We start from the raw sequence: 25,994 nt of genomic DNA, 5'->3' as shown, positions 1-25,994 counted from the left end.
GAGACCCATCGGTAGCCCCGATGGCGCCGTACGATCGCCCCATGGACACCCGACTGCTGCGCACCTTCACCACCGTGGCCGGAACCGGCAGCTTCACCACGGCGGCCACGCGACTGCACCTCGCCCAGTCCACGGTCACCGCACAGGTCCAGGCCCTGGAGAAGGAGCTGGGCACCCGGCTCTTCGACCGGCTGCCCCGGGGCGTGGCGGTCACCGAGGTGGGCAGGCGGCTGCTCGTGGAGGCCGACAGCATGCTGGACGCCGAGTCACGGCTGCGCGCGGCGGCCGCCGCCGACGGGCCGCCCGTGGGACGGGTCGTCATCGGCGCGGGCGAGACGCTGTGCTCGGCGCGGTTGCCCGGCGTCATCGCCGCCCTGCGCGGGCGCCACCCCGACCTCGAGGTCGACCTGTCCCCCGTGGGAACCGCCGAGGCGGCGGAGGGCCTGCGCACGGGCCGGATCGACATCGCGCTGATGCTGGAGGAGGACGTCCCCTACCCCGACATCGCCACCGAACACCTCGCCGACGAGCCGCTGGTGCTCCTCTGCGCCCCCGAACACCCCTTCGCCCACCGGAGGGCGGATCCGGTCGCCTGGGAGGAGCTCGCACAGGAAGCGTTCTTCCTCCACGAGCAGGGCTGCTCCTACAGCGACCGGCTCGCCCGCCACCTCCTGTCGACCCCGGGCGTACGGCCCCGGCTGACCCGCTTCGGCAGCATCGAAGCCGCCCGCTCCTGCGTGGCGGCCGGCCTCGGCCTCACCCTCCTGCCACGCGCCACCGTCGAGCACGCCCTGCGCGAAGGCCGCCTCGCCGTGGTGCCGGGACCGCCGATCCCCGACGTGCCCGTACAACTGGCGCGCCACCGCAGGCGCTGGACCTCTCCCGCGGCGCAGGCGGTCGTGGCCGAGCTCGTACGGCATTTCCACGGCGTCCGCGACAGCGTCCCGCGGCCCGGCCCCTCAGGCCCAAAGGGGTGAAAAACGACAGTTAGGGGCATGTGTCCCTGATTGCGGTGCACTCGGAGTGTCGGCCATGCCGGCCGAGTCGGTCGAACACCGGAGGAGAGACCATGCGCCGTATCCGGGAGCCGAAAACCACCCCCCTCGTCTCCGCGATATCCGCCGCCGTACTGCTGGCGGCCCTGCCCGGTGCCGCGTCCGCGGCGGTACGGCCGCCCGGACAGGGCAGCGACACCCGTACCGCCATGGCGCCGGTGGACTACGACGAGACCGCCTGCGAGGGCCCGCCGGCGGAGGAGGGGGACCCCTACGGGCTACCGAAGACCTCCCCGAACAGCACTCCCCCCAGAGGCTCCAAGGACGCGCCCCACAAGCCGGCGCCCGGTGCCGACGCAGGCAGGACAGTTCCCGGCAGCGGACCCTCCGGGGCCGCAACGAGCCGCAATGCCCTCCCCAGCACATGGCCCCGGGGCATCCCGGACCAGGACGAGGCCGAGCGCATGCTGGACGGCCTGCCGGTCCGGGCCTTCGACGACAAGGGCTACGACCACAAGCACTTCGTCGGCAAGTCCTGCTGGCTGCTGCACGGCCCCAACAGATGCACCACCCGGCAGATCGCCCTGCGGGAAGCCTCCCGCACGCCGGTGAAGCACGACGGCCCGTGCCGCGTCGTCGGCGGCGAGTGGCGCAGTGAGTATGAGTACAAAGGGCGGACCATGGCCGACCCGCTGCGCCTCGACGTCGACCACCTCGTGCCGCTGCGGAACGCGTGGGGGTCCGGGGCCAACCGGTGGTCGTTCCAGAAGCGCCGGGAGTTCGCCAACGACCTGCTGGCGACTCCCGAGCTGATCGTCGTGTCGACGTGGACCAACCGCGCCAAGGGTGACAAGGGCCCCGAAAGGTGGATGCCGAAGGGTTCGGAGTGCACCTACGCACGCGCCTGGGTCGCGGTGAAGGACTACTACCGGCTGTCGGTGACGGAGGCCGAACGTGCCGCGCTGTACAAGGCGCTCGACCACTGCCCCGACACGGCGACCGGCTAGCCGGCCGGAGCGCGGTCACACGCCGTGCCCCGTGACCAGCTCCTCGGCAGCCTGCTCCGTTGCGGCGAATCCGGCGGCCGAACCGTGGGGAGCGACCGTGCCCCCGGGAACACGGATACGGATGGACGTCGCGATCATGGGGCACTACCGCGCCGACCGGCTCGTCACCGCCCTCAGGCGCCACGACGCCGAGCGGATCTGGCTGTGCGGCCCCGTCGACGTCCGTGCCGGACTGGGCCCGGGGGTCCGCTACCGGTACCTCGCGGCGGACGCGGGCGTCGACGATGTCCTCGCCCTGTGGGCGCACGTCGGCGCGCAGGTGGTGGTGCCGAGCCTGTACCCGCTCCAACAGGAACAGCTCCTGCACACCCTGGCCACAGCCGCACAGCTGGTGGCCGCCGGCGGCCGGCGCGTGCACGTACATCCGCCCGCCTTCGCGGAAGCGGTGTCCGACAAGGTCCTCTTCCACCGGCTGGCTCTCGACCGCGGCTGGCCGGTGCCCGAGGGCATCGTCTGCGAGGACAGGACGGAACTGGCGGCGGCACTGCGACAGCTCGGACCACCGGTGATGGTCAAGACCGGCCGATCGGTGCCGTGGGAGGGGCGCTGGTACCTCGACGGCCCCGACGACCTCGGCACGGCGGACGGCATGGTCTTCCCCGTAGTGGCGCAGCGCGTCTGCCGGGGCGAGGAATTCGGCGTCGAGCTGCTCACCGACAGGGGGAGCACGCTGCGGTGGCCCATCGCCTCCTTCGGCCCCCTGGACGCGCGGTGCATGCCGGGGTGGCGCACCCGGCTGATGCCGGCCGCGCTGCCCACCACCGTCCGGCACGACCTCGACGCGTTCGTCACGGACGTCACCGACCTGCTCGCACCGTGCGGGGCGTGGCAGATCGACATGGCGGTCGAGGCGGGAGAGCTGCGGGTGCTGGAGGTCAACGGCAGGTTCGGCGGCATGGCACACCTGAGCCGGGCGGTCACCGGCATCGACCCGTACCAGGCGCTCGCCACCGCCGCACTGGGCGGCCGGCCGCCGACACCCACGGCCGTGCGCGTCGCCGCCGAGCTGCCCCTGAGCCTCGGCGCGCACCTGCCGGCGGACGACGCGGTACGCGTCGAGGTCGAGAGGCCCTCACCCACGGAACCCTGCCTGCCCTCCCACTTCCACCGGACACTGGTCGTCGCCGACGACCCGGCAGCACTCGCCGACTGGATCGGCGGCCTGCCCGCCGGCGCCTGGGCCGACCACGTGCCGCCCGCGGCAGACGGCCGCAGCACGCCACCGCGATAGCGGGCAGGCGGCATGAGCACCCGGGGTGTCACACGGCGCCGGCTCGGCGGCACTCCCCGCCGACCCGGCGCCGGCCGACTCCGACAGCCCGGTCCGCGCGGAGGCGCCGCATGCCGCGGCGGTGGCCGGGCTCAGGGCACGGCGTGCTCCTGCCGCTCCGTGTCGACCCGGGGGAGGATCAGCACGCCCCAGGTGACCAGCACCGCTCCGATCGTCTCGGGAACCAGCCACCACCCGGCGCGCACCCGCTCCCCGTAGACCAGGATGCCGAGCGCCAGGCTGACCAGGCCCTCGCCCAGGGTGAGGGCCGGCTGGGAGGCGATGAGCGGGCCGGACTCCATGGCGTTCGCGAGCAGGAACAGCGAGCACGCGCCGGTCGCCACGAAACCGTAGGTCTGCCAGGAGGCGAGGAAGGCGCCGCCGCCGTGCTCGTCGAAGGTGGTGGTGGCGGACTTCATCAGGGTGGCGGTCAGGGCGTAGCCGATCGCGGAGGCGGAGCTGAAGAAGGCGGCGCGCGCCTTTCCCCTGGGCCGCGGCAGGGCGGCGGCCACGCACAGGGCCATGGCGCCGCCGGTGGTGAGCAGGGTCAGGGCCCACATGCCGGGGGAGACGTCGGTGTGTCCCCCGGCCGGCGAGGCCGCCGCCAGCGCCATGCCGAGCCCGGCGGCGACCATGACGGACGCCGCCCAGCCGACCGCGGGCAGCCGGCGCCGGGACACCGCGGACGCGATCAGGAGAGTGAAGGGCAGCTCGGTCACGAGAATCGGCTGTACCAGCGACAGGGACCCCAGGGTCAGGGCAAGGGCCTGGCAGGCCGCCGCGCCGACGACGACGGCGATGCCGCCGAGCCACGCCGGATTACGGATCAGGTGCCGGATGATGCGGACGCTGAAGGCGTCGCCCGGGGGGACGGTGCGCGCGGCCAGTCGCTGGAGGACCGTGCCCGTGGCGTTGCCCACGGCCGCCAGCAGGGCGAACAGCGCGGAGAGCAGGGCTGCCACGGTGCGGCTCCTCCGTTCGGAGTGTTGGGTCGCGGCAGCAACGGTGGCAGAGCGGGCGCCGGTGCCGGAAGCGCACCACCGTGTGCGCGCGGTGATCACACGATCGGCTGGGGTGGGCACAGGGAGTGACAGTGCGCCGGACGCGCGGTCCCCAGGAGGGGCCGAGAGCGAAACTCGGGGGGCCTGTGTGCACTCGAGGGGTCGGGAATGTCAGGCTGTCCCCATGCAGAATGTGTTCTTCGACATCACCATCAACGACGAGCCCGCCGGTCGGATCGTCTTCAAGCTGTTCGACGACGTGGTTCCCAAGACCGCCCAGAACTTCCGTGAGCTCGCCACCGGCCAGCACGGCTTCGGCTACGAGGGCTCCGGCTTCCACCGGGTCATCCCCGACTTCATGCTGCAGGGCGGCGACTTCACCCGGGGCGACGGCACCGGCGGCAAGAGCATCTACGGCGAGAAGTTCGCGGACGAGAACTTCGAGCTGAAGCACACCAAGCCGGGCCTGCTCTCCATGGCCAACGCGGGCCGCAACACCAACGGCTCGCAGTTCTTCATCACCACCATCGTCACCGACTGGCTGGACGGCAAGCACGTCGTCTTCGGCGAGGTCGTCGAGGGCATGGACGTCGTGAAGAAGATCGAGGGCCTGGGCTCGCGCAGCGGCGCCACCTCGGCCAAGATCAAGATCGCGAAGTCCGGTGTGATCGAGGGCTGAGAGGCCTGAGCCACCGGCCCGGCGGGCCGGCCCGACGAGGCGGCGGCTGACCGACAGCCGCCGCCTCGGGCCGGCCGCGCCGGCACGTCCGTCCGCTTACGTGCGACAGGGCGGCCGGCCGCAAGCCGTACCGCCCTGGCCCCCGCCGAGCGCGTGGGGACGCCACCCACGGCTCACGGGGTGACCGCCCACCTCTCGGGAGCAGCCGCCCGAGGGAACTAGAGGGACCTAGAGGGAATTGGCATACCGCGCGAACGCGGCCCGTGTCCCCGCTCCGGCGTCTCCGTCGATGGCGCCGTTGTAGCCCCAGTTGCTCTTCAGCCAGCGCTGCAACGCCTTCACCGTGTTGGGGCCGACTTTGCCGTCGATCGAGTCGTTGTAGCCCCAGTGCTTCTTGAGGAAGCGCTGCATCGCCTTCCAGCTGTCGGTGCCCAGCTTTCCGTCTATCGCGCCGTTGTAGCCCCAGTACTGCTTCAGCACGCGCTGGAGCTTCTTGGCCTGCGTGGCGTTGAGGCCGAGGTTGTTCACCGCGAGCGGGGCGAGGACCTCGGAGCTCGCGGCCGGCTTCGCGGCCGGCGCGGACTCCGCGAAGGCGGCACCCGCCCCCGCCAGGCCGCCGGCGGCGATCCCGACGACGGCGGTGACACTGACGAGCGTTCTCGTCACAGCATTCGGTCGCATTTCGGTTCCTCTTTCGGGTCGTAGGGCGACACCCGGCCCGGCCGGCGGTGATGGTGCCCGCCGACGCCTGTCCGGTAGGCACAGAAGCTATCCGCCGGCGTATCCACCTTCGTCAACCCGTGAGTTGACATTCGCCCGACCAGGAGTCGGCATCCGTCTCCATCGACCGCGGTAGCGGCAAGGGATGTACAACCTCCGCGGTATCCCGCGCGGGCACCCCCCACCGACGGCCGGCGAACCCCGCCGGAACAACCACTGGCCACCCCGGCGAACAGTCAGGAGGACGCCCCTGCGTAGACTCCCTGGCTGTTTCCGGACCCGACGGCCGGAAAGCACCACCGATCAACGGGGATATCTTGCTGACTCACACGAAGGCCGGCACGTGGCGGCGCTCCGCGCTCGCCGTCGGAACCGTAGCCGTGGCACTCGCCCTGACGGCCTGCAACTCCTCCGCCGGCAGCGGCGCGGGCGAGAAGAAGAGCAAGGCCAAGGCCTCGGCCGAGGCCGACAAGCCGCTCAAGATAGGCCAGCCCAGCCCTGAGCCGATGGAGATCGGGCGCTACGGGAAGACCGGCAAGTTCACCATCACGCCGCAGCGCGTCGTCATGGGCAAGCCGTCCGACCTCACCGAGCTGGACGCGCAGAAGTACCAGGGGATGACGGTCGCCTGGGCGTACGTGAACGCCAAGCTGGTCGGCGGCGACATGCCGATGAAGGGCCCCATGGTGTCGACCAACGTCGGGGTGCTGTCCGAGGGGAACCAGCGGGGCACCCAGCTGATCCTCATCGGCGACATGCCCGGCAGGCCCGCCGACTGCCGTGACCTGGACACCGACGCGACATGGCAGAAGGACGAGGAGCACACCGCCTGCATGCCCTTCATCGTGCCGGAGAAGCAGAAGGTCACCGCCATCACCTACTCCCGCGGCTACTACAAGGCGCCCCTGAAGTGGACCCTCGAGTGACCGGCTGAGCCGTACCCCTCGTCACCCGGGCCGGCCGGGCAGCCCGTCCGTGCTGTCCCCCACGAAGCCCGGGGGCGAGGGCACCTCGCGGTGCCCGGCCTCTACCGCCCGCGGACTCCCGGCGGTAGCCTGCGGGCTCATTCGCCGTCAGAGGAGTGCGCCATGGGCGCCGTGGGCCGCCACGATCCCCTTGCCGAGCACGACAGGACCCGGGCCGCGCTGCGTGCCGTGGTTCCGCGCCTGGCCCACCTGATGCGCGGCGTTCCCGACCTGGGCGCGCCCTCCGGCGTACCGGTATGGACGGTGGGGGACGTCGGCGCGCACGTCTGTGCCGCCTACCTGGCGTACTGTTCCGCCTTCACCGGGGAGTTCGACGACTGGGGCAGCGTCCTGCCGCCGGACGACGGCCCGTTGACCGAGCGGATCACCGCCGTGAACGCCAAGGCGCTCGGGCTCTTCGGCGAGGACGAGCGCACCCGCCTCGGCGACTTCATCGCCGACCATGGCGAGACGTTTCTGCGGGTCACCGAGGGCCTCGCCCCGCAGACTCCCGTCGCGACCCCCTGGTACGGGCAGCGGATGGTCCTGACGCTGGCGGCGGCGACCGGGCTCATGCTCAGCGAAAGCCTCCTCCACGGCCTCGACATCGCGCGCGGCGCCCGGCTGCCCTGGACGATCGGCCCGGACGAGGCGCGGCTGGTGCTCGGCCAGTCGATGCCGACGATGATGCCGCTCGCCCTGGACGCGACGAAGGCGCGCGGGGTCAGCGTGTCGTTCGACCTCGCGATCGAGGGCGGTCCACGGCTGGCGATCGACATCAGAGACGGGCAGGCGACGGTGGTCCGCGACGCGCCCCCGCGGAGCTACGACTGCCGGATCACGGCGGCGCCGACGGAGTTCCTGCTGATCAGTTTCCGGCGCATGCCCATCTGGCAGGCGATCGCGCGCGGCCGGATGCGGGCCGGAGGCCGCAAACCCTGGCGGGCCCCGAGCCTCGGCCGGCTCATCGTCAGCCCCTGACCCCGGCCGGCACGCCGACCGGGGTCGAGAAGGGCAGGGAAACTACTGGTGGTCGGGGTCGGACTTGAGAACGGGCGCCGTGCAGGAGGTGCCGCGCCGGCGGGCGATCCTTCCGCGCAGGTGCTCGCGCCGGCCGAGACCGAGGATGTCGCTGCTGCTGAGGACCCCGTTGAACCGGGTGAGGAGATGGTGCAGCTCGTCCCCCTCCTCGTCGGCGTCCTCGGCGCATTCGCCGGCGGCCGGGTCCCCGGCGGTGTCCGCCGCGCCGTCCGGCTGCTCGTCCGTGCCGGGCGCCAGGTGGCGGACGGGTTGGTGCGGTGTCTGCGTTCCGGTGTCCTGGCCGGATGATCGCCGGTGCTGGTGTTGCTGCTGGTCGGGGTGTTGTACGGCCGCCTCCCACAGCGGCCTGAAGTAGTCCAGAGGGCCGCCGAGGACGTGCAGGAGGGCGGCGACGTCGTCCCACTCGGCGGGTTGCGTGCCTTCCAGCATGGTCGTCACCCGGTCGGACGACAGCCGCCAGCGCGTGGCGACGGCGATGTCGTAGGCGGTCGGCTGGCCCGCCCGCACGTGCAGGGTCCGCAGCGCCGCCAGCAGGCGGGCCGGGCCCAGCAGCCGGTCCTGGTCGGCGATGATCTCGCCCGGAGTGGCCACCACGGGGGCGGCCACGGCGGCCGTGTCCCGCAGCCGTTCGGTCTCCCACACCTGGCGCAGCACGGCGGGATCCGCCCCGCAGGCGATGGCGAAGCGCTCGGTGAGGGGCCAGGCGGGTACGCGTTCCCCGCTGAGGATCCGGGAGAGATAGGAGGCCGAGCAGCCGACGCGGCGGCTGAGGACCTGCAGCTGCATCTTGGAGGCGCGGGCGAGCATCGACAGGACGGGCGCGAGCCGGTTGAACGCCGGGCTCGCCGGGGTGCGGGCGGACAGGGGGGTGTCGACCGGCAGGTCGGACGGCGGTGGCGATTCCCCGGGTGGAGCGGTCTCGCCGTAGAGGGCGCCCAGGGAGGACGGGGTGCTCCGGAGGTGGATGTGCTGGCTGAGGCGGCGCAGGATGTAGGCGTTGGTGTAGCGGTGGCGTGCGGTGTCCTCGCTGACGTTGAGCAGGCGGCCGATGCGGCTCCATGTCACGCGCCGGTGGCGTGCGCGGCCCACGAGGCCGGCGGTGAGGCTCTCGAGCTGGGCGCGCAGCTGCTCGGCCCTGCGCAGCGGCTCCTCGGCGTCGGGGGCCGGCAGGCTGCGCTGGAGCTGGCGGGTCTCCTCGAGAATGTCCTTGATGATCTCCGCGAGGACCTCGTCGGCCCCCGACGGTGCGGAGGGGGACGAGGGAGAGGGGTGGTGCGGCCCCTGGACGGCCCGGGGCCGGCGCTTGGGCAGCGGGGGGCGGACCGGCGGCGCGGCGGGTGCGGGGACGCTGGGCGCGGAGACGGCGGCCTGGGGGTTCTTCCTCATGCGGTAGGCGGCCTGGCGGCAGGGGGTGCTGCAGTACTTCTGAGGGCGGCCCACTTTGGGCTCACCACTGGATCCGAGGGGCGTCTGGCAGAACTGGCAAAAACTCATCCTCGCCGTCCTCTTGCTACGAAAAGGGTTCAGCCTGGGAAGTTCCGTCGCTGATTTGGTGGGAGCGGACCTGTATTTTCGTTACCGGAAACCGGATGGCTTCTCCGGATTCCTGTTTTTCGTCACAGGGGCCCGGTGCCGGCCGGCGGGATCCGGCCGGCACCGGGCGCATTTCAGGACCGGCGCTTTCGCCTCGGCCAGTGGCCTCGACCAGCGACTCCGAGAGCGGCGAGGAGTGCGGAGGCGGACTCCGGAGTGAACTGCAGCTGGAGTCTGGTGCCCGAGATCAGCAGGAAACCCGTGACAAGGATGGCCAGGAACCAGGCAAGCGCACTCTTGCCAGATCGGTTCACACGACGGAAGGTTTCGTAGCGAATGCTAGTCTCTAGGTCGTGAGCCAGACGGTGCTGAAGCTGTTTGGCACGTCGGCGCCGGGGGGATCGTTTCATTCGGTTCCTCCTGGTCGTTCGAATCGCTGAGGGACGCGTGCAGGGCTTTGGATGAAGGTTTGGCGACCGCTTCACGCCCTGCACGCGCCTGAGCGTGACCTTAGCTTTACACTGCGCCGAAAACGAATCGCCCTAATGGTGCATCGCGCCCATTTCGCGGAACGCCGCAGGACCGTCCGAATTCCGTAGTGAAAATCCGTGCCCATCTCACCGGATTTCGGCGATTTCGCCCGTGGGGCCTGCCTTTCCTGGTATGACAGGCACTCCGACCTGGGCTGCCGCGCGCCCCGGCCCGGCGTCCGGTCCACGCCGTACACGACTTCCCCGTGCCTGGTTGCCTCGGGCAGCGAATTTAGTTCCGGATTCCCTCTTGACTACGGACAAAAGCGGAGGAAACTGGGAATACACCAGACAACCGGTGAGAGCCGCACCGTCGGTGGAGACGTCCATCGGCCCGAGTGACCCCCATCTCGGCAACTGGCTAGGCCCTCGGCAAGTACGTATCGACATCGGAGTCCGGGCGACGACCGGGACTCACGGATCGATACGGAGAGCCGAGGGCTGTTTCATGCCCGCACATGCCCACAGCCGTGCCCCGGGGACGCGATCGTGTTCAGCCGGCGGCCGGGTGGACGTCCGGGTCCCGTGCCTCCTGGCCGCACACCACGATCCGGCCCTCTGCCGTCCCGATCAGCACCTCTCCGTTCGGGGCGACGCTCATGCAGCGCGGAAGGAAGACGTGCGGGCCGACGGCGGTCGGCCGGCGGCGCAGCACCTCGCCGTCCTCCTGTCGCAGCGTCAGCAACTCCCGCTCGCCGGTCGTGACATGCAGAAGACCCCCGTGCGCGTCCACCCCCACCACGGTGGCGTCCACGCGGTACGTCCACACCACCTCGCCCTCCGGGAAGGCACGGCGCAAGAGGTACGTACCGTCGAGGGTGGTGCAGACGTGGACGATCGCCTGTCCGAGGCCGTCCTCGACGAAGACGCCCGGGCCCCCTCCGATCGGCCCCGTGGGGCACGTGCCCCACCGGAGCGGGAAGAGCGGCTCGATGCCCTCCGGCGCGACCCTGACCACCCACTTCTCCGGGCACGGCTCGCTGCTGTACCCCTGGACGAACAACCGCTCACCGATGCCTTGCAAGAACAACAGGTGCGGGGAGCGACGGACACGGAACCCGCGGTACGAGGAATCGCACTCGCCCAGCGCCACCGTGTCCAGCTGCCGGCCCGTGGGCGTGAAGACAGGGGTCTCGTACGGCGCCCACCTCGCCGTGGGGAACAGATCGCGCGAGTCGCGGGCCGCCCAGGCGCCGTCGGCTCGATCGACAAGCGTGGCGGGGAAGTCGACCCGGCGCTCGGCGAGGACCGTGCCGTCCGCGAGGTCGATCCGCTGGAGCAGCGTCTTGCGGTCCGCGCTGTCCCCGACGAGCACCGTGACCCACGCCGTGTGTCCGTCCGGCGCCACGTACACCTCGCCACCGGACCGGTGGAAGGTGTCCTCCGGCACCGGCACGGACCACAGCAGATCACCCGAAGCCGACCGGCACGCCAGCAGACTGCTGCTGAGGTGCGCGACGAGCATCCGCCCGTCCCGGAGCCCTTCCACCGCCATCACCGCGTCGCGGTGCCCCCACGGGCGCCCCGCCTCGGCGGCCCACGCGGCCAGCCGGTCACCCGGCCGGTCCGCGGCGGGCTGCCGGAAGACGTCCTCCTGCTCCACGGCCACCCGCGGGCCGAACGTGAGGCCCCCGCCCTCGAGGTCCTCGAGACCGAGCCACTCGTCCCGCTCGGCGACGCACCGGGTAGAGATGTCGCCCGGATCGTCGTAGCAACGGTTCGGCTCGGCCAGGGTCACCTCCAGCCTGCGCTCGTCGATCCAGCGCAGAGCCGTCACGCCTTCGCCGGGGAAGCGGAGGGAGGTGCGGCGTCGTGGCTCCGGCTCGAAGAGGACCAGTTCACCGTTGCGCTCCCACTCGTCGCCCCGCTCGGTGCCGATGGCGAGGAGGGGGAGGATGGGGTGGAAGGTGAAGACCTCCACGTAGTGGTCCAGCTCCACGACATGCCAGGGCGAGAGGTCGCCCTTCCGGTACACCGCCACCCGTGGCCTGCCGTCCCGCGGCGCCGGGGTGGCGACGAGGGCGAGCCACTGCCCGTCTCCGCTCACCACGGCCGGGTACGGCCAGCGGGCCTCGGGAAAGGGCTCGTCAGGTATCGCACGCATACGCGCCATTGTCAGGCACCACGACGGCCGCACTCCCAGGGGGCCAGGGCGGCGCGGACCGGCCGGAGCGCCCGGCCGGGAGGGTGCCCCTACGCGTCCGCGAAGCGGCGGACGAAGCGTCGCTGCCAGGGCGTCTCCACAGCGCGCCGGTGGTAGTGCCGGCGGACGAACTCCACAGCCCGCTCCGCCGGGACCCCGTCCAGCACGGCCATGCACGCCAGCGCCGTTCCCGTCCGGCCTATCCCGCCGCCGCAGGCGATCTCGACGCGTTCGTGGGCCGCCCGGGCCAGCGCCTCCGCGAACGCCTCCCGGGCCTGCCGGCGGTCCTTGGGCAGCCGGAAGTCGGGCCAGCGCACCCACCGGGATTCCCACGCGGCCGGCGGCGGCCGCTTGCCGAGCAGATGGACGGTCAGGGACGGCCGCGGTCCCGGGGGCAGCGGGTGGCGCAGGCCCCTGCCGCGCACCAGGACACCCGAGGGGAACCGTATGACCCCCGGGTCCGTCGAGCTCCAGTTCTCCGCCATGCGAGCACCCTACCGAGCGCCGGACGGCGCCCTCGACGGACGCCCGTTCGGCGGGTGCTCGCGTGCGCGGCCGCCGACGGCACGTCACCCCTGCCGGGCGGCTTCCCGCCGGGCCCGCCACTGCGGGGCCAGCACCGACCAGACCTCCGTGTCACGACGTACGCCGCGGTGGACGTGGCTCTCCCGCAGCACCCCGTCCCGCTCCATCCCGAGCCGCTGGGCGACCTTGAGGCTCTCGGCGTTGGCGGAGGACGCCTGCCACTCGACCCGGTGGATCCCGCGCACCTCGACCGCCCAGTCGACGAGCACCGTGATCGCGCGCGTGACCAGTCCCCGGCCGACAGCCGACTCCTCCAGCCAGCAGCCGACCTCGCACGTGCCGGCCGCGGCGTCGAAGGTCCGGAAGAGTACACCCCCGACGAGCGTGCCGTCCGCCCAAATGCCGTACAGCGCCCCGCTGTCGGTGGCCTTCTTGTCCGCGTACGACTGCAGGAAAGCCCTGGCGGACGCGAGGTCGGTGGCCCGTTCGGCCAGCGCGATATGACGGCCTATGTAGGCGCGGGACCGGTCGATGTGGGCGAGGTATTCCTCCGCGTTCCACGGTTCCAGGGGGCGCAGTTCGGCATGGTCGTCACCCAGCGATATCGCGAACATCTCTCTCCTTCACGGCGTACACGCAACGTCGGAACAACTCCCCACGCGTTGATCATGTTCCCTGCCGGCCCGTCGGCGGCCGGAGCGACCCGGGTGGGCGGGGGAGTACTGAAACCGCTCCGAGCGAGCAGACGTCAGAACATGACACGTCCACGGATCCTGATCGTCGGCGGCGGCTTCGCCGGAGTCGAGTGCGCCCGCCGCCTGGAACGCAAGCTCACGCCCGACGAGGCGCTGATCACGCTCGTGGCGCCCTTCGACTACCAGCTCTACCTGCCCCTCCTGCCCCAGGTGGCCTCGGGCGTCCTCACCCCGCAGTCCGTGGCCGTCTCGCTCCGCCGGGGCCTGCGCCGCACCCGCGTCATCCCCGGCGGAGCGATCGGCGTGGACGCCCGGGCCAAGGTCTGCGTCGTACGGAAGATCACCGACGAGGTCGTCGACGAGCCGTACGACGCCATCGTGCTCGCACCGGGCAGCATCACCCGTACCTTCGACATCCCCGGCCTCGCCGAGCACGCCCTGGGCATGAAGACCCTGGCCGAAGCCGCCTATCTCCGCGACCACGTCATCGCCCAGCTCGACCTGGCCGACGCGGCCACCGACGAGGCCGAGCGCGCCGCGCGCCTGCGGTTCGTGGTGGTGGGCGGCGGCTACGCCGGCACCGAGACGGCCGCTTGTCTGCAGCGCGTCACCTCGGCGGCCTGCAGGCGCTACCCCCGGCTGGACGCACGGCAGATCACCTGGCACATCGTGGACCTGGCGCCCAAGCTCATGCCCGAACTCGGCGACAAGCTGGGCGCCGCGGCCATGCGCACCCTGCGACGGCGCGGCATCGAGATCTCCCTGGGCGTCTCGGTCGACAAGGTGGAGCGGGACCGGGTCACCCTGACGGACGGTCGCACGCTGCCGTGCCGGACCCTGCTGTGGACGGCGGGCGTGACGGCCAGTCCGCTGATCGGCACCCTGGGCGCGGAGACGGTGAAGGGCCGGCTCGCCGTCACCGACCGCATGACGCTGCCGGGCTACGACGGTGTCTTCGCGCTCGGTGACGCCGCGGCCGTGCCCGACGTCGCCAAGGGCGACGGCTCCTCCTGCCCGCCCACGGCGCAGCACGCGCAACGCCAGGGCAAGGTGGTCGCGGACAACGTGGTGGCGCACCTGCGCGGGGAGCCGTTGCGCCCGTATGTGCACAAGGACCTGGGGCTGGTGGTGGACCTCGGCGGCAAGGACGCGGTCTCCCGGCCGCTGGGCGTGCAGCTGACCGGCCTTCCGGCGCAGGCGGTGGCCCGCGGCTATCACCTGATGGCCCTGCGCACCCACGTCGCCAAGGTGCGGACGATGACGAACTGGCTGTTGAACGCCACGGCCGGCGACGACTACGTCCGTACCGGTTTTCAGAGCAGGCGCCCCGCCACCCTGCGGGACTTCGAGTTCACCGACGCCTACCTCACGCCCGAGGAGGTCCGCGCCCGTACCTCCTCCTCCACGGAGCGGCCGGAGGGGCTCTAACGGCCGGCCGGGGACACCTCGTACGGCTCCGGCGCCGCCTCCTTCGCCTCCGCCCGCGGCACCCGGTCGCGGACGAGGCGGTGTTGCGCCAGGCAGGTGCCCGCGGTGAGCGCGCCGAAGGCCGCCCAGCCGAGGGGGCCGGTGGCGACGGCCGCGGTGACGGCGAGCGGGCCCAGCGCGCGCTGGGTCGCCTGGGCCAGGCCGTGGACGCCGAGGTAGGCGCCCTGGGCGTCCTCCGGGGCGAGGGCGACGGACAGTTCCCAGGAGACGGTGGCGTGGAGCATCTCGGCCAGGGTGATGGCCGTGGCGGCGAGGATGAGGAAGACGGTGGCGAGCACGGCGCCGTGCGCGGCGGAGGCCGCCATCGCGACGCCGGCCGCCGCGAACGTCAGACAAAGGGGGACCAGGAGCGCGCGGGCCCTGGCCGTGGTGGCGCCGAACCCGGCCAGGGGGACCTGGAGCGCCACGACCAGCACGCTGTTGAGCACCAGCAGCAAAGGGACGAGGCCGTGCGGGGCGTCGGTGGCACGTACGGCCCACAGCGGCAGGCCGACCCTGATGACGGAGTCGTCGAGGAAGAGCACCGCCTCCGTGGCCATGTACGTGAGGTAGGCGCGGTCGCGCCAGGGGCTCGACGGCGCCGCGGTGGGCGCCGGGCCGGAGCCCTGGGCGACGGTGCGGGCGGGCGCGGAGGCTTCGGCGCAGCGCAGGGTGATGAGGGCGGCGGCGACGAAGGAGAGCGCGTCACCGAGGAGCAGATACCGGTAGACGGCGGTCGTGCCGATGCCCAGTGCCGCAGCCGCGCCGAGGCCGCCGATGGCCCATCCGGCGTTGGCCACCGTGCGGTTGACCGCCTGGTAGCGGACCCGCTCGCTTCCGGCGATGCGGGAGCCGTAGAGCTTGGTCAGGACGCTCGCCCCCCGGTCGCCGAAGCCCCCGGCCGCCGAACAGGCCAGCAGCAGCGCGTAGTCGTCCGTGGCGAGAAGGGCGAAGGCGGCCACGGCGCGCAGGAGTTGGAAGGCGGCGAGCACGCGGGTGAGCGGCAGCCGGTCGGCCATGCGGCCGCCGAGCGGCGCTCCCGCGATGCCGGCGACGCCGGCGACGGCGACGAGGGTGCCGACCCGGGCCACGCCGAGGTGGGCGACGTAGGTGAAGTACAGCACCGACGTGGCGGCCCACAGGCCGCTGCCGACTCTGTCGACCAGGGCCACCCACAGCATCCGGCGCCCGTCCCGGCCTCCTGGTACACGTGCCCCGACAGCGGCGATCCACCTGCGACCCGAGCTCACGGTCCCCCCGATCCTCTTGCCAACACGTATGTATTGATACATACTTGACTACGTGGCAACACAATATGGGATCACCGGTACGACAGCCAAGGCCCTTTCCGCGTCCGTCGAACGGGCCGTCACGGACGGCGGATTGGAGCCCGGCGCGGCCCTCCCGCCGGTGCGCAGGCTCGCGGAGGACCTCGGGATCAGCCCCGGAACGGTCGCGACCGCCTACAAGGAACTGCGCCGGCGCGGGATCGTGGTCACGCGCGGACGCGGCGGTACGGTCGTGGCGCCCGCCCCCGCCGTGGCGTCCCGGCGCCCGCCCAGAGTCCCGGACGGGCTGCGCGACCTCGCGGGCGGCCACCCCGACCCCGCGTTCCTGCCCGACCTGCTGCCGCCCGGCCGCCTCGCGCCCGGCGCCCGCTCCCACCGCTCGTCCCCCCGGCTGCCCCGCCTGGAGGAGGCCGTGCGGCAGTGGCTCGGGGCCGGCGGCGTGCCGGTGGAGCACGTGACGTTCGCGCACGGGGCGCTGGACCTGATCGGACGGCTGCTCTCCGTCGAACTCCGCCCGGGCGACGCCGTGGCCATGGAGGACCCCGGCTACCACCATCTGCTCGACCTGGTCACGGCGTTGGGCCTGCGCACGGTCGCGGTCGCGGTCGACGACGAGGGCATGCGCCCCGAGGCGCTGCGCACCGTGCTGCGGGCCGGCGTACGGGCCGTCGTCTGCAGCCCCCGGGCGCAGAACCCGTACGGCGGACGCTTCTCCGCGGCCCGCCGCGACGCGCTCGTGGACGTCCTGCGCGAGGCGCCCGACGTGCTCGTGATCGAGAACGACCACGCCGGAAGCATCGCCGCCGCCCCCCTGCACACCCTCACCGCCGGCGGGCTCACCCGCTGGGCGCACGTGGCGACCGTGACGAAGTACCTGGGCACGGACCTGCGGTGGGCGGCGGCCGCCTGCGACGCGACGACGCTGGCCCGTCACGACGGGCGGCTGCTGCTCACCTCCGGGTGGGTGAGTCACCTGCTGCAGGAGACGGTGCTCTCACTGATGACGGACGACGGCACCCAGGGGCTCGTGCGGCGGGCGCGGGAGGCGTACGACGAGCGCCGACGGGCCCTGACCGACGAACTCGGGCGACGCGGCATCGCCGCACACGGCATGAGCGGCATGAACGTATGGGTGCCGGTGCGGGACGAGTCGGCGGTGGTGAACGGGCTGCGGACGCATGGCTGGTGGGTCGCGGCCGGAGCGCGGTTCCGTATCGAGACCGCCCCTGGCGTGCGGATCACCACCGCCGGCCTGCCGCCGGCCGACGCCCGACGGCTGGCCGGCGACTTCGCGGCCGTGCTGGGGGAGTCCCAGGCCACGTACGGGGGGTGAACCCCCGGGACGGGGCCGCACCTGGTGTCAGCGCCCTGCTGTGCTGGTAGACAGTGTCTACGCCGCTCTGGTAGACACTGTCTATGGAACGTGAACCCTCCCTCCGTGACCGGCTGATCGACGTCGGGGTGGACCTCGTCATGACCGAGGGCAGCGCCGCGCTGGGCCTGCGTGAGATCGCCCGCCGGGCCGGGGTCTCCCACGGGGCCCCGCGGCGGTACTTCCCCACGCACCACTCCCTGCTCTCCGCGATCGCCCGGCGCGGCTTCGCCGACCTCGCCTCACGCATCGAGGCCGCGATCCGACCCACGTCCGGACCCACGGCCGACGGCGCGCGGACCCCGCGCGAGCAAGCGCACGCGATCGGGCGGGCGTACGTCGGCTACGCGCTGGAGTGCCGCGGCATGTTCGAGCTGATGTTCCGTCACGACCTGCTCGACAGCGACAAGGCCGCCCTGCGCGGCGAGCAGGACACCACCGGCCGGCCCCGGCTGCGGGAGTCGACCCTGCCGCTGTTCGAACTCCTCGTCGGGCTCGTCGCCCGGTGCCGGCCCGAGCGAGGCGACCAGCGGGGGCCGGACACGCCGGCCGCCGTCACGGCCGCCGCCCTCTGGTCGAACCTGCACGGCCTCGCCCAGCTCTGGGCCTGGGGCAGCCTCCAACTCGTCCTCCCCGCAGCCCCGTCCGACGATGACCGCCTCGAAGAGCTCGACCGGCTCGTCGCGGCGGTCCTGGACGCCCACCTCGGCCCGGCGGACGCATGAGCGGGCCCGCGCGGGAGCATCTGGCGCTCCTGGCCAGCGTGGCCGGAGCGATGATCGTCGCGCTCGACGGCACCGTCCTGCTCGTGGCGCAACCCCGCATGCAGCACGAACTCGGCGCGAGCGTGGCGCAGGTCCAGTGGACCAGCACCGGCTACCTGCTCGCCGTCGCGGCCCTCCTCGTCCTCGCCGGCCGGCTCGGCGACCGGCACGGGCATCCGAGGCTGCTGTGCATCGGCGTCCTCGGCTTCGCGGCCGCCTCGGCCGGGATCGCCCTCGCCCCCTCCGTGGGCTGGGTCATCGCCCTGCGCACCCTGCAGGGCGTCTTCGGCGCACTGCTGCAGCCGGCGACCCTCGCGCTGCTCAGACTGGCCTATCCCGCCGACCGCGTCGGGGCACCGGTCGCCATCCGCACCAGCGCGATCGGCGTGGCCTCGGCGGCCGGCCCCCTCCTCGGCGGCGTCCTCGTCGCCCACCTGGGCTGGCGCGCCGTGTTCTGGGTCAACGTCCCCGTCGCCCTCGTGATCGCCGCGCTCACCCTCGCCGTACGGGTACCGACGCCTCCCCCCGAGCTGTCACAGCGGCTCGGCCTTCCGGGCGCGGGCCTGCTCGCCGCCGCACTCGCCGCCCTCGTCCACGCCCTCGTCGGCGTACCGGCGCACGGCTGGACCGCGACGCCGACCCTGCTCGGACTCGCCGTCGCCGCGGCTCTCGCGGGCGCCCTCGTCGCGCACGAACGCCGCATCGACCACCCCGTCGTGCCGCGCGCCGTGGCACGGTCCGTACCGGTGACGGCCTCCATGGCGATCCTGCTGCTCACCACCGGCGGCATGTTCGGCGCCCTGTTCGTGGCCACCTTCTTCCTCCAGGACGTCCTCGGGCTCGACCCGCTCACCACCGGTCTGCGGGTCCTTCCGCTGACCGCGCTCATGGTCCTCGGCGCGCCCGTCGCCGGCGCCGCGCTGCGCCGGTACGGCCCGCGCCGCACGGCCACAGCCGGCATCCTCCTCGTCGTCCTCGGCCTCACGGGCCTCTCCCGGCTCACCGCGACCAGCACATGGCCGGCCACGGGCGCCGCCTTCGCCGTACTCGGCGCGGGCATCGCCACCGTGATGGTCACCGCCACCGGGACCGTCGTCGGCGACGCGCCGCCGGGGTACGCCGGGGTCGTCGGCGGCCTGAAGCAGACCGCCATGAACGTCGGCCCGGCCTTCGGCATCGCCGTCGCGTCGAGCATGATGCCCATGACCGCTGCCACCGGCTCCACGGCCGCCGACGCGATCCGCTCCGCCCCGGCGACAGGCCCCGCCTTGCTCGTCCTGGCCGGACTCGCCGCCCTCGCCCTGCTGCCGGCCGCGCTGCTGCGGCGCGGGAGCCCGCACGGGCGAACGGCCGCGGTGGCGGGCCCGGTCAGGCCGAGTGCAGGCCGTCTTCCCTGAGCCGGGCGAGGTCCCCGGCGTCCACGACGATCCCGAACTCCTCCTCCAGCACCTGCCCGAGTTCGGCCGGCTCGATCTTCCGCTCGGTGCTGGAACCGTCGGGACGGAAGACGGTCAGGGTCGTCGCGTCGAGCCGGTGGTGATGGGTGGCACTGAACCGCTGGGCGAACAGGCGCTTGACGAAGGGGGAGCGCGCGTGGGTGGAGACGTAGTGGCTGCCCCCCACATAGTCGATCATGTACTGCGGATTGAGGGTGAAGGTGTGCCGGTCCTGCCAGCCCCCGGCCTTGAGCTGGTACAGCCACCAGTCGTCGATGCCGTAGACGCCCGGACGCCGCTCCAGCCGGAACTTCCAGCCCTCGTAGTCCACCTCGGTGCCGTCCGCGAGCTCGATCGGCTCCAGCGGCCCGCAGCCGAACCCGACGTCGCACAGCCACAGCCGCTCGTCGTCGGCGGCCGTCACGGCCAGCAGCGCGTGGGTGGCGGGCAGGATCTTGTCCTCGCCGAGCGTCACCCGCCCGCTCATGGCGGTGAACCGGAAGCCCAGCCGCTCGAGGACGGCGGCGAACAGCGTCACGTGCTCGAAGCAGTAGCCGCCGCGCCGGCCGCGCACCAGCTTGTCCTGGACGGCCTCGAGATCCAGTAGGACCGGCACGCCCAGGACGGCGTCGACGTTCTCGAAGGGTATCGAGGTGACGTGCGCCCGGTGCAGCGCGCGCAACACGTCCAGGGTCGGCGCCCGCTCGCCCTCGTACCCGACGCGGTCCAAGTAGGCGTCGAGATCCAGCAGGTCGCCGTTCCAGTGGTGTTTGCGGTCCGTCTGCATCGTGGGTTCCTCGCTTCTCGATCGTTGCGTACACGACCGTAAGCGCCGCGCCGCCCCCGGGGCCTCTGCCCGCGGACGGTGCGGGCCTCCACATTTGGTCCTAGGCCCATGAGCCGATGGCGCCCGGGCACCGGACCCGCCCCGGCCTCAGTTCACCCCCGGGGGCCCGAACCGGCGCTGGTACGCCGACGGCGTGAGACCGGTCCCGCGGCGCATCAGCGTACGCAGATGGGCGGCGGTGCCCAGCCCGCTGCGCCGCGCGACCACCTCGAAGCGCGACTCGCCCCGCTCGATCAACCGGCATGCCAGGGCGAGCCGTTCGCCCGTGAGCCATGCCAACGGCGTCGTCCCCAGCTGCGCACGGAAGCGCCGGTGCAGCGTCGCGGGACTGACCGCCGCGCGCGCCGCGAGGGCGGACACCGTGAGCGGCGCGTCCAGGTGCTCCTGGGCCCAGGCCAGGACGGGCGCCAGCGACTCGTCCGGGATCTCGGGCACGGGACGCTCCACGAACTGCCGCTGCCCGCCGTCCCGGTGCGCCGCGAAGACCAGCCGCCGGCTGACGGAGTTGGCGACCTCGGCGCCGTGGTCGCGGCGGACCACATGCAGCCCGAGGTCGAGCGCGGCCGCGCTGCCGGCGGCGGTGAGGATGTCACCGTCGTCCACGAACAGCACGTCCGGCTCGAGCCGGACGGAAGGGAAACGGGCCCGGAAGGCGTCCGCCCACTGCCAGTGCGCGGCGGCCCGGCGCCCGTCGAGGACCCCGGCCTCGGCCAGCGTGAACGCGCCGCTGCAGAAGCCGACCAAGCGCGCACCGCGCGCGTGCGCCCGCCGGATCGCCCCGAGCACCGCCCGGCGACGCGGCACCTCGACGTCGGGGCGGTTGGGCACGATCAAGGTGTCCGCCGCCTCGGCCGCCTCCAGGCCGGCGACCCCCGTGAGCGTGAAGAACCCGTCCCGCATCAGGGTGCTGGGCCCGGGGGAGCAGAGCCCGAAGTCGTACAGTTCACGGCCGAGCTCGGGCCTGCGCAGCCCGAAGACCTCGATCGCACAGCCGAGCTCGAAGGGGTTGGAGTTCTCGTCGACGATCACGACGACCCGATGAAGGCCCGCCGGGCGAACCGCCTGCGAGGAATGTTGCGCCATATGCGATTTCTAGCACTCACGCGGGCCGGGGGAACCGGCGAAGGATGAGCCCATGAGCAACGAGCCCCTCTTCCTCGACAAGGCCCTGGCCTCCTTCGACGCCCTGTGGAGCCCCCGCGTCCTCACGCGGGTCAACGACTACGACGTCCGCGTCGCCAAGGTCAGGGGAGAACACATCTGGCACGTCCACGACGACACCGACGAGTTCTTCCTGGTGCTCGACGGAGAACTGCGCATCTCCTTGCGCGAGCCCGCCGGGGAGCGCACGGTCGTGCTTCCCCGGGGCGCGGTGTTCACCGTCCCCCGGGGCACGGAGCACAAGCCGTACGCTCCCTCCGGTGCCGAGCTCCTCCTCTTCGAGCCCAGTGGGACGCTGTCGGTGGGCGATCGCCACGAGGAGATCCCGGGCCATGTCGACGCGACGACCGGGCACCCCCTCGGCTCCTGAGCCGTCGGACCCCGGGCCCGAGGGCACGCTTCAGGGGCAGCCCGAGGCGATCTTGCGGAAGGTGCGGTAGTGGTCGCCGGTGTACCAGACGGCGTGGGTGCCCGGATCGCGGACGAGGCGTTCGGCGTCCCGGTGCCGGCCCGGTGGCCGCGGGGTGACGTCGTACTCCCGGTAGTGGCCGCTCGCGGGGAGGTGGCCGCTGAGGTTGCGGTGGATCGAGCCGCCGCGGATGACGAGGGCGGAGCGGGCCACCGGGAAGTCCCGGGCCTTCGCCACGGTCGGCCAGTCCAGGCCCTTCCAGATGCCGCAGGCGTTCTTGACCGGGGCGGGGAAGCGCTCGACCGGCAGGGGCGGACCGACGACATCGGCCGGCCGGACCACCGCGTGCGACGGGTGGGCCGGGGGTGCCGGGGGTGTCGCGGCAGCGGCCGGGGGCGTGGTGGGCGGGGTGGCGGCCGTCAGGAGCACTGCGACGGCCGTGAAATGCGGCAATCTGCGCAATGTGGTCATATCGCCATCAACGGCGACCAAAGTCACGGGGATACGCGGGATCACCCGCGGGGCCGCCGGGGCAGCCCCCGGCCTGGCCCCACAGAAGTGATGCCGCCGGTGATCCCCGCTTCGGCAAGCGAAGATCACAGGCGGCATCCACGATGTCGGGCCCGGCGGCCCGGGCGGCGTGCGGCTAGCGGGCCTGCTCGCCCCGCTCGGCCTTCTTCTCCTTGATGCGCACCGCTTCCTTGCGGACCTCGGCCTGGGTGGCGCGCTCCCGCCGCAGCCACTCGGGCTGCTCCTGCTTCAGCGCCTCGATCTGCTCCGTGGTGAGGGCCTCCGTGACTCCGCCACGGGCGAGACCCGCGATGGAGACGCCCAGCTTCGCCGCGACGACCGGCCGGGGGTGCGGGCCGTTGCGTCGCAGCTCCTGCAGCCACTCGGGCGGATCGGCCTGCAGGGCGTTCAACTCGGTGCGCGAGACGACACCCTCCTGGAACTCGGCGGGGGTGGCCTCGAGGTACACACCCAGCTTCTTCGCCGCGGTCGCGGGCTTCATCGTCTGGGTGGTCTTGTGCGACGTCATGGTGTCAAGAGTATCGAGCATGTGCGCTACCTCTGACCACGACCGGTAACCTAGGGGAGTGACAGGCTCGGAAGATTCCCCTTCGTTCCGGCTCGCGTATGTCCCGGGAGTGACGCCCACGAAGTGGGTGCGGATCTGGAACGAGCGGCTGCCCGAAGTCCCCCTCACCCTCGTCGGGGTCCCCGCCGCCGAGGCGTGCGACGTGCTGCGCGCCGGCGGAGCCGACGCGGGCTTCGTCCGCCTGCCGGCCGACCGTACGGACCTCAGCGCGATCCCCCTCTACACCGAGACGACGGTGGTCGTGGTCCCGAAGGACCACGTCGTGGCGGCGGTCGACGAGGTGTCCGCCGAGGACCTGGCCGACGAGCTCGTGCTGCACCCCCTCGACGACACCCTGGACTGGGAGCGCCCGCCGGGACGGCCCGCGATCGAGCGCCCCGCCACGACCGCGGACGCGATCGAGCTGGTGGCGGCGGGAGTGGGTCTCCTTGTCGTCCCCCAGTCGATCGCCCGTCTGCACCACCGCAAGGACCTCACCTACCGGCCGGTCTCGGACGTCCCGCAGTCGCGTGTGGCGCTGTCGTGGCCGGAGGAGGAAACCACCGACCTGGTGGAGCAGTTCATCGGGATCGTCCGCGGGCGGACCGTCAACAGCACCCGGGGCCGTCCCCAGACCCCCGCGCAGCCGAAGGGCAAGCGCCCCGAGGCGCGCGGCGCGCAGCGCAAGCCCGCGGGCGGCAAGTCGACGGGCAAGCCGGCCGGCAAGAGCGCGCGCGGCGGTACCGGCGGCACCAAGGGCGGCAAGCGCGGGAAGCCGCGCCGCCGGTCGTAGCCCGGGCCCGGGGCGCGGGCACCCGTGCGGTCGCCTTCAGTCCCGGGGGCCGATCACCCTCCCGTTCTCGGTCACGGTGATGGCCCCCGCCGGGCAGGAGTCGGCCGCGTCGAGGACGCTCTCGCCGGGCGCGCTCCCGTCGCCCACGGCCCGGGAGCGTTCGTCGTCCAGGACGAACGACCTGGCGGCCAGGGCCGTGCAGATGCCCGACCCCATGCACCGGCCGCGGTCCACCGTCACCCGCCAGGTCATCGCTCACCACCCCACCGGCATCGAGCGGGGGCCACGGACCAGCATCTGCGTCTTCCAGACGACGTCCCCGGCCAGATGAAGGCCCGGCATCCGCACGACGAGGGCCCGTAGCGCCTCCTGGAGCTCGACCCGGGCCAGGGGTGCGCCGAGGCAGTGGTGGACGCCGTGGCCGAAGCCCAGGTGCTGGTTGCCCTCCCGGCCGAGGTCGAGGGTGTCGGGGGCCCCGAAGCGCAGGGCGTCACGGTTGGCGGAGCCCACCGACACCAGGACCGGCTCGCCCGAGCGCACCAGCGTCCCGCCCACCTCGATGTCCTCGGTCGCGTAGCGGGGCATGGTCGCGGCCATGCCCAGGGGAACGAAGCGCAGCAACTCCTCGACCGCGGCCGGGACGAGACCGGGATCCTCGTGCAGCCGCGCGAGCTCGCCGGGATGCCCGAGGAGGGTCCACACGAAGTTGGGGAGCTGGGTGGCGGTGGTCTCGTGGCCCGCGACTAGGATGGCCACACACAGGTCGATCAGCTCCAGCTCCGACAGCCGGTCGTCCTTGTCGCGGGCCCCGATCAAGGCGGTCATCAGGTCGTCGGCGGGCCGGGCGCGGTGCTCGGCGATCAGCCCCGCCATGTACGCGCGCAACTCCTCCCGGCTCGCGTCCGCCTCCTCGGCCGTGAGCGAGCTGGTGGACAGGGCGTCGTCGCTCCACTTGCGGAAGAGGGGCCGGTCCGCCTCGGGCACCCCGAGAAGCCGGCAGATCACGGAGACGGGGATCGGCAGGGCGTAATCCTCGACCAGGTCGGCGGGCGGCCCCGCGGCCACCATGTCGTCCAGCAGACTCCCGGCCAGGGCGCGGATGTCCGGCCGCAGCCGCTCCACCCGCTGCACGGTGAACGCCTTCGTCACCAGCGTGCGCAGCCGGGTGTGGTCGGGAGGATCCATGCTGAGGATGCCGTCGGTGGACCGGCCGGGCGACTGACGGGGTTCGTCGTGCTCGACGCAGGCGGCGCGGCTGAACCTCCGGTCGCCCAGGACGAGCCTGGCGTCCGCGTAGCGGGTGACGAGCCAGGCCGGCTCGCCGTACGGCAGCCGCACGCGCCGCAGCCCCTCGCCGCGGCGTGCCTTCTCGTACTGCTCGGACAGGTCCAGGCCGGTGGCCTCGTTGAACGGATAGGCGGCGGGCTCGCTGTGGGAGGTGGACATCCGGACCCCTTGTTCCCTCACGTAGGCAGTAGGTCTCGCGCCGGCGCGGGCAGCGTTGTAAGCATCTGCTTACAACGACCGTAGGACGGGGTAGGAAGGACGTCAACGGGGCCTATCGCCGGGGGATTTGAACGCTCCGGAAGGCCGGGCGGCGCTTGAGGAGGAACGGGATGACCACGGAGAAACCGGTGCGCCGACGCGACGCCGGGGCCACCCGCCAGTCCTTGATCGAGGCGGCGGCGGAGCTGTTCGCCGAGCGCGGCTACGACCGCACGACCGTGCGTGCGATAGCCGACCGTGCCGGCGTCAACCAGGCCCTGCTCTTCCGCTATTTCGGATCGAAGACAGCCCTCTTCGGTGAAGTGGTCGCACTGGACGGCCGCAGGCAGCTGTGCGAGACACCGGCCGAGCGGCTGCTGGAGACCGCCTTGCGCAATCTGCTCGCCCCTGCCGGCACCCCACCCGGGGACCGCTCGCTGGAGGTCTTCCTGCGCTCCGTCGGCGGAGACGACGAGGTCGCGCGGACCAGCCGGCTCCTGACCGAGGAGTACGCCGACGTGCTGGCGGGCCTCACCGACGCGGAGGACGCCGCGTTGCGCTCCGCCCTGGTCCTGGCCTGGCTGCTCGGCATCGGCCTCACGCGTGTGGTCGTGCGCCAGGAGCCGCTGGCCGGCGCCGACCCGGAGCATGTGTGCCGGCTGATGCTGGACGCGGCCCGTACGCTCCTGGAGCGGCTGCCGTGACGGCACGCGGGGCCGGCGGCCGTCG

At 72.7% G+C, this 25,994-nt stretch carries 26 protein-coding genes; 13 read left to right on the top strand and 13 right to left on the bottom strand.

Annotated elements, in window-relative coordinates; genetic code table 11:
* The first annotated feature begins 41 nt into the window (after positions 1–41).
* From ABZ956_RS16105 to ABZ956_RS16095, 3 genes are all read left to right on the top strand, one after another.
* On the top strand, positions 42–977 hold the full coding sequence (locus ABZ956_RS16105; RefSeq protein ID WP_361892988.1) for a LysR family transcriptional regulator: 936 nt from the start codon (positions 42–44) through the stop codon (positions 975–977).
* Between the two features lie 92 nt (positions 978–1,069).
* Entirely contained in the window at positions 1,070–2,002 is a 933-nt protein-coding gene (locus ABZ956_RS16100; protein ID WP_361892985.1) for an HNH endonuclease family protein, read from the top strand.
* A 121-nt stretch (positions 2,003–2,123) separates the two neighbouring features.
* Complete coding sequence (locus ABZ956_RS16095) at positions 2,124–3,293, top strand: hypothetical protein (protein WP_361892982.1); 1,170 nt, start codon at positions 2,124–2,126, stop codon at positions 3,291–3,293.
* A gap of 131 nt (positions 3,294–3,424) precedes the next feature.
* Here the strand turns inward: ABZ956_RS16095 and ABZ956_RS16090 are convergent, their stop codons facing one another.
* A complete protein-coding gene (locus ABZ956_RS16090) occupies positions 3,425–4,294 on the bottom strand; it encodes a DMT family transporter (protein ID WP_361892979.1) in 870 nt (289 codons plus the stop codon).
* 223 nt (positions 4,295–4,517) lie between these two features.
* On the opposite strand from ABZ956_RS16090, the gene ABZ956_RS16085 reads away from it, so the two are divergent.
* The gene (locus tag ABZ956_RS16085) at positions 4,518–5,012 is read left to right on the top strand and encodes a peptidylprolyl isomerase (protein ID WP_361892976.1); all 495 of its coding nucleotides are present in this window, start codon (positions 4,518–4,520) and stop codon (positions 5,010–5,012) included.
* A 228-nt stretch (positions 5,013–5,240) separates the two neighbouring features.
* On the opposite strand, the gene ABZ956_RS16080 is transcribed toward ABZ956_RS16085, so the two are convergent.
* Positions 5,241–5,693 (bottom strand): peptidoglycan-binding domain-containing protein, encoded by a 453-nt coding sequence (locus tag ABZ956_RS16080; protein WP_361892973.1) that lies wholly within the window; start codon positions 5,691–5,693, stop codon positions 5,241–5,243.
* A 356-nt stretch (positions 5,694–6,049) separates the two neighbouring features.
* Here ABZ956_RS16080 and ABZ956_RS16075 point away from each other — a divergent pair, with 356 nt between their 5' ends.
* Both ABZ956_RS16075 and ABZ956_RS16070 read left to right on the top strand, forming a co-directional pair.
* Positions 6,050–6,658: a hypothetical protein gene (locus ABZ956_RS16075; RefSeq protein WP_361892970.1), complete on the top strand. Its 609-nt coding sequence runs from the start codon at positions 6,050–6,052 to the stop codon at positions 6,656–6,658.
* A 162-nt stretch (positions 6,659–6,820) separates the two neighbouring features.
* The gene (locus tag ABZ956_RS16070; RefSeq protein ID WP_361892968.1) at positions 6,821–7,678 is read left to right on the top strand and encodes a maleylpyruvate isomerase N-terminal domain-containing protein; all 858 of its coding nucleotides are present in this window, start codon (positions 6,821–6,823) and stop codon (positions 7,676–7,678) included.
* Positions 7,679–7,720: 42 nt separating this feature from the next.
* Here the strand turns inward: ABZ956_RS16070 and ABZ956_RS16065 are convergent, their stop codons facing one another.
* The 4 genes from ABZ956_RS16065 to ABZ956_RS16050 form a co-directional block, all read right to left on the bottom strand.
* Positions 7,721–9,124 carry a helix-turn-helix transcriptional regulator gene (locus tag ABZ956_RS16065; RefSeq protein ID WP_361892965.1) on the bottom strand — a complete coding sequence of 468 codons (1,404 nt, stop codon included), beginning with the start codon at positions 9,122–9,124 and terminating at the stop codon, positions 7,721–7,723.
* 1,170 nt (positions 9,125–10,294) lie between these two features.
* The gene (locus tag ABZ956_RS16060) at positions 10,295–11,905 is read right to left on the bottom strand and encodes a hypothetical protein (protein ID WP_361892963.1); all 1,611 of its coding nucleotides are present in this window, start codon (positions 11,903–11,905) and stop codon (positions 10,295–10,297) included.
* Between the two features lie 89 nt (positions 11,906–11,994).
* Complete coding sequence (locus ABZ956_RS16055; protein WP_361892961.1) at positions 11,995–12,429, bottom strand: protein-tyrosine phosphatase family protein; 435 nt, start codon at positions 12,427–12,429, stop codon at positions 11,995–11,997.
* An 84-nt stretch (positions 12,430–12,513) separates the two neighbouring features.
* The gene (locus ABZ956_RS16050; protein WP_361892958.1) at positions 12,514–13,083 is read right to left on the bottom strand and encodes a GNAT family protein; all 570 of its coding nucleotides are present in this window, start codon (positions 13,081–13,083) and stop codon (positions 12,514–12,516) included.
* 141 nt (positions 13,084–13,224) lie between these two features.
* Between ABZ956_RS16050 and ABZ956_RS16045 the strand changes: the two genes are divergently transcribed.
* The gene (locus tag ABZ956_RS16045; RefSeq protein WP_361892955.1) at positions 13,225–14,592 is read left to right on the top strand and encodes an NAD(P)/FAD-dependent oxidoreductase; all 1,368 of its coding nucleotides are present in this window, start codon (positions 13,225–13,227) and stop codon (positions 14,590–14,592) included.
* Here ABZ956_RS16045 and ABZ956_RS16040 read toward each other — a convergent pair.
* On the bottom strand, positions 14,589–15,812 hold the full coding sequence (locus ABZ956_RS16040; protein WP_361892953.1) for an MFS transporter: 1,224 nt from the start codon (positions 15,810–15,812) through the stop codon (positions 14,589–14,591). The two genes, ABZ956_RS16045 and ABZ956_RS16040, sit on opposite strands and share 4 nt — an antisense overlap.
* 121 nt (positions 15,813–15,933) lie before the next feature.
* On the opposite strand from ABZ956_RS16040, the gene ABZ956_RS16035 reads away from it, so the two are divergent.
* The 3 genes from ABZ956_RS16035 (at position 15,934) to ABZ956_RS16025 (ending at position 19,453) form a co-directional block, all read left to right on the top strand.
* A complete protein-coding gene (locus tag ABZ956_RS16035) occupies positions 15,934–17,253 on the top strand; it encodes an aminotransferase class I/II-fold pyridoxal phosphate-dependent enzyme (protein WP_361892950.1) in 1,320 nt (439 codons plus the stop codon).
* Positions 17,254–17,336: 83 nt separating this feature from the next.
* Positions 17,337–18,017: a TetR/AcrR family transcriptional regulator gene (locus ABZ956_RS16030; protein WP_361892948.1), complete on the top strand. Its 681-nt coding sequence runs from the start codon at positions 17,337–17,339 to the stop codon at positions 18,015–18,017.
* Complete coding sequence (locus tag ABZ956_RS16025; RefSeq protein ID WP_361892945.1) at positions 18,014–19,453, top strand: MFS transporter; 1,440 nt, start codon at positions 18,014–18,016, stop codon at positions 19,451–19,453. Before ABZ956_RS16030 ends, ABZ956_RS16025 begins: the two co-directional genes overlap by 4 nt.
* Here the strand turns inward: ABZ956_RS16025 and ABZ956_RS16020 are convergent.
* Together ABZ956_RS16020 and ABZ956_RS16015 are read right to left on the bottom strand one after the other, a co-directional pair.
* Positions 19,425–20,279 (bottom strand): arylamine N-acetyltransferase, encoded by an 855-nt coding sequence (locus ABZ956_RS16020; RefSeq protein ID WP_361892942.1) that lies wholly within the window; start codon positions 20,277–20,279, stop codon positions 19,425–19,427. The genes ABZ956_RS16025 and ABZ956_RS16020 overlap by 29 nt on opposite strands.
* Positions 20,280–20,426: 147 nt before the next feature.
* On the bottom strand, positions 20,427–21,422 hold the full coding sequence (locus ABZ956_RS16015; RefSeq protein WP_361892939.1) for a helix-turn-helix domain-containing protein: 996 nt from the start codon (positions 21,420–21,422) through the stop codon (positions 20,427–20,429).
* Between the two features lie 52 nt (positions 21,423–21,474).
* Here ABZ956_RS16015 and ABZ956_RS16010 point away from each other — a divergent pair, with 52 nt between their 5' ends.
* Complete coding sequence (locus ABZ956_RS16010; RefSeq protein ID WP_361892936.1) at positions 21,475–21,870, top strand: cupin domain-containing protein; 396 nt, start codon at positions 21,475–21,477, stop codon at positions 21,868–21,870.
* 30 nt (positions 21,871–21,900) lie between these two features.
* On the opposite strand, the gene ABZ956_RS16005 is transcribed toward ABZ956_RS16010, so the two are convergent.
* Together ABZ956_RS16005 and ABZ956_RS16000 are read right to left on the bottom strand one after the other, a co-directional pair.
* Positions 21,901–22,362 carry a ribonuclease domain-containing protein gene (locus tag ABZ956_RS16005; RefSeq protein WP_361892933.1) on the bottom strand — a complete coding sequence of 154 codons (462 nt, stop codon included), beginning with the start codon at positions 22,360–22,362 and terminating at the stop codon, positions 21,901–21,903.
* A gap of 193 nt (positions 22,363–22,555) precedes the next feature.
* Positions 22,556–22,948: a DUF5997 family protein gene (locus tag ABZ956_RS16000; RefSeq protein WP_361892930.1), complete on the bottom strand. Its 393-nt coding sequence runs from the start codon at positions 22,946–22,948 to the stop codon at positions 22,556–22,558.
* Positions 22,949–23,006: 58 nt separating this feature from the next.
* On the opposite strand from ABZ956_RS16000, the gene ABZ956_RS15995 reads away from it, so the two are divergent.
* A complete protein-coding gene (locus tag ABZ956_RS15995; RefSeq protein ID WP_361892928.1) occupies positions 23,007–23,780 on the top strand; it encodes a LysR substrate-binding domain-containing protein in 774 nt (257 codons plus the stop codon).
* A 36-nt stretch (positions 23,781–23,816) separates the two neighbouring features.
* Here ABZ956_RS15995 and ABZ956_RS15990 read toward each other — a convergent pair whose 3' ends face one another.
* Both ABZ956_RS15990 and ABZ956_RS15985 read right to left on the bottom strand, forming a co-directional pair.
* Entirely contained in the window at positions 23,817–24,032 is a 216-nt protein-coding gene (locus tag ABZ956_RS15990) for a ferredoxin (RefSeq protein WP_361892926.1), read from the bottom strand.
* Positions 24,033–24,035: 3 nt separating this feature from the next.
* Positions 24,036–25,226, bottom strand: coding sequence for a cytochrome P450 (locus ABZ956_RS15985; RefSeq protein WP_361892923.1), 1,191 nt, complete (start codon positions 25,224–25,226; stop codon positions 24,036–24,038).
* A gap of 170 nt (positions 25,227–25,396) precedes the next feature.
* Here ABZ956_RS15985 and ABZ956_RS15980 point away from each other — a divergent pair, with 170 nt between their 5' ends.
* The gene (locus tag ABZ956_RS15980) at positions 25,397–25,969 is read left to right on the top strand and encodes a TetR family transcriptional regulator (RefSeq protein ID WP_361892920.1); all 573 of its coding nucleotides are present in this window, start codon (positions 25,397–25,399) and stop codon (positions 25,967–25,969) included.
* Positions 25,970–25,994: the final 25 nt, after the last annotated feature.

The sequence above is a fragment of the Streptomyces sp. NPDC046261 genome (assembly GCF_040646235.1).
In the GTDB taxonomy this organism is placed as follows: Bacteria; Actinomycetota; Actinomycetes; order Streptomycetales; family Streptomycetaceae; genus Streptomyces.
Note: the sequence above shows the minus strand (reverse complement) of the source record. Positions and strands in the feature narration are given on the sequence as shown.

Bases quoted from the DNA above. Each gene is read 5' to 3' on its own strand.
- ABZ956_RS16105 (WP_361892988.1), top strand. From the start codon at position 42: ATGGACACCCGACTGCTGCGCACCTTCACCACCGTGGCCGGAACCGGC.
- ABZ956_RS16100 (WP_361892985.1), top strand. From the start codon at position 1,070: ATGCGCCGTATCCGGGAGCCGAAAACCACCCCCCTCGTCTCCGCGATA.
- ABZ956_RS16095 (WP_361892982.1), top strand. From the start codon at position 2,124: ATGGACGTCGCGATCATGGGGCACTACCGCGCCGACCGGCTCGTCACC.
- ABZ956_RS16085 (WP_361892976.1), top strand. From the start codon at position 4,518: ATGCAGAATGTGTTCTTCGACATCACCATCAACGACGAGCCCGCCGGT.
- ABZ956_RS16080 (WP_361892973.1), bottom strand. From the start codon at position 5,693: ATGCGACCGAATGCTGTGACGAGAACGCTCGTCAGTGTCACCGCCGTC.
- ABZ956_RS16070 (WP_361892968.1), top strand. From the start codon at position 6,821: ATGGGCGCCGTGGGCCGCCACGATCCCCTTGCCGAGCACGACAGGACC.
- ABZ956_RS16065 (WP_361892965.1), bottom strand. From the start codon at position 9,124: ATGAGGAAGAACCCCCAGGCCGCCGTCTCCGCGCCCAGCGTCCCCGCA.
- ABZ956_RS16060 (WP_361892963.1), bottom strand. From the start codon at position 11,905: ATGCGTGCGATACCTGACGAGCCCTTTCCCGAGGCCCGCTGGCCGTAC.
- ABZ956_RS16055 (WP_361892961.1), bottom strand. From the start codon at position 12,429: ATGGCGGAGAACTGGAGCTCGACGGACCCGGGGGTCATACGGTTCCCC.
- ABZ956_RS16050 (WP_361892958.1), bottom strand. From the start codon at position 13,083: ATGTTCGCGATATCGCTGGGTGACGACCATGCCGAACTGCGCCCCCTG.
- ABZ956_RS16045 (WP_361892955.1), top strand. From the start codon at position 13,225: ATGACACGTCCACGGATCCTGATCGTCGGCGGCGGCTTCGCCGGAGTC.
- ABZ956_RS16040 (WP_361892953.1), bottom strand. From the start codon at position 15,812: ATGCTGTGGGTGGCCCTGGTCGACAGAGTCGGCAGCGGCCTGTGGGCC.
- ABZ956_RS16030 (WP_361892948.1), top strand. From the start codon at position 17,337: ATGGAACGTGAACCCTCCCTCCGTGACCGGCTGATCGACGTCGGGGTG.
- ABZ956_RS16025 (WP_361892945.1), top strand. From the start codon at position 18,014: ATGAGCGGGCCCGCGCGGGAGCATCTGGCGCTCCTGGCCAGCGTGGCC.
- ABZ956_RS16020 (WP_361892942.1), bottom strand. From the start codon at position 20,279: ATGCAGACGGACCGCAAACACCACTGGAACGGCGACCTGCTGGATCTC.
- ABZ956_RS16015 (WP_361892939.1), bottom strand. From the start codon at position 21,422: ATGGCGCAACATTCCTCGCAGGCGGTTCGCCCGGCGGGCCTTCATCGG.
- ABZ956_RS16010 (WP_361892936.1), top strand. From the start codon at position 21,475: ATGAGCAACGAGCCCCTCTTCCTCGACAAGGCCCTGGCCTCCTTCGAC.
- ABZ956_RS16000 (WP_361892930.1), bottom strand. From the start codon at position 22,948: ATGACGTCGCACAAGACCACCCAGACGATGAAGCCCGCGACCGCGGCG.
- ABZ956_RS15990 (WP_361892926.1), bottom strand. From the start codon at position 24,032: ATGACCTGGCGGGTGACGGTGGACCGCGGCCGGTGCATGGGGTCGGGC.
- ABZ956_RS15985 (WP_361892923.1), bottom strand. From the start codon at position 25,226: ATGTCCACCTCCCACAGCGAGCCCGCCGCCTATCCGTTCAACGAGGCC.
- ABZ956_RS15980 (WP_361892920.1), top strand. From the start codon at position 25,397: ATGACCACGGAGAAACCGGTGCGCCGACGCGACGCCGGGGCCACCCGC.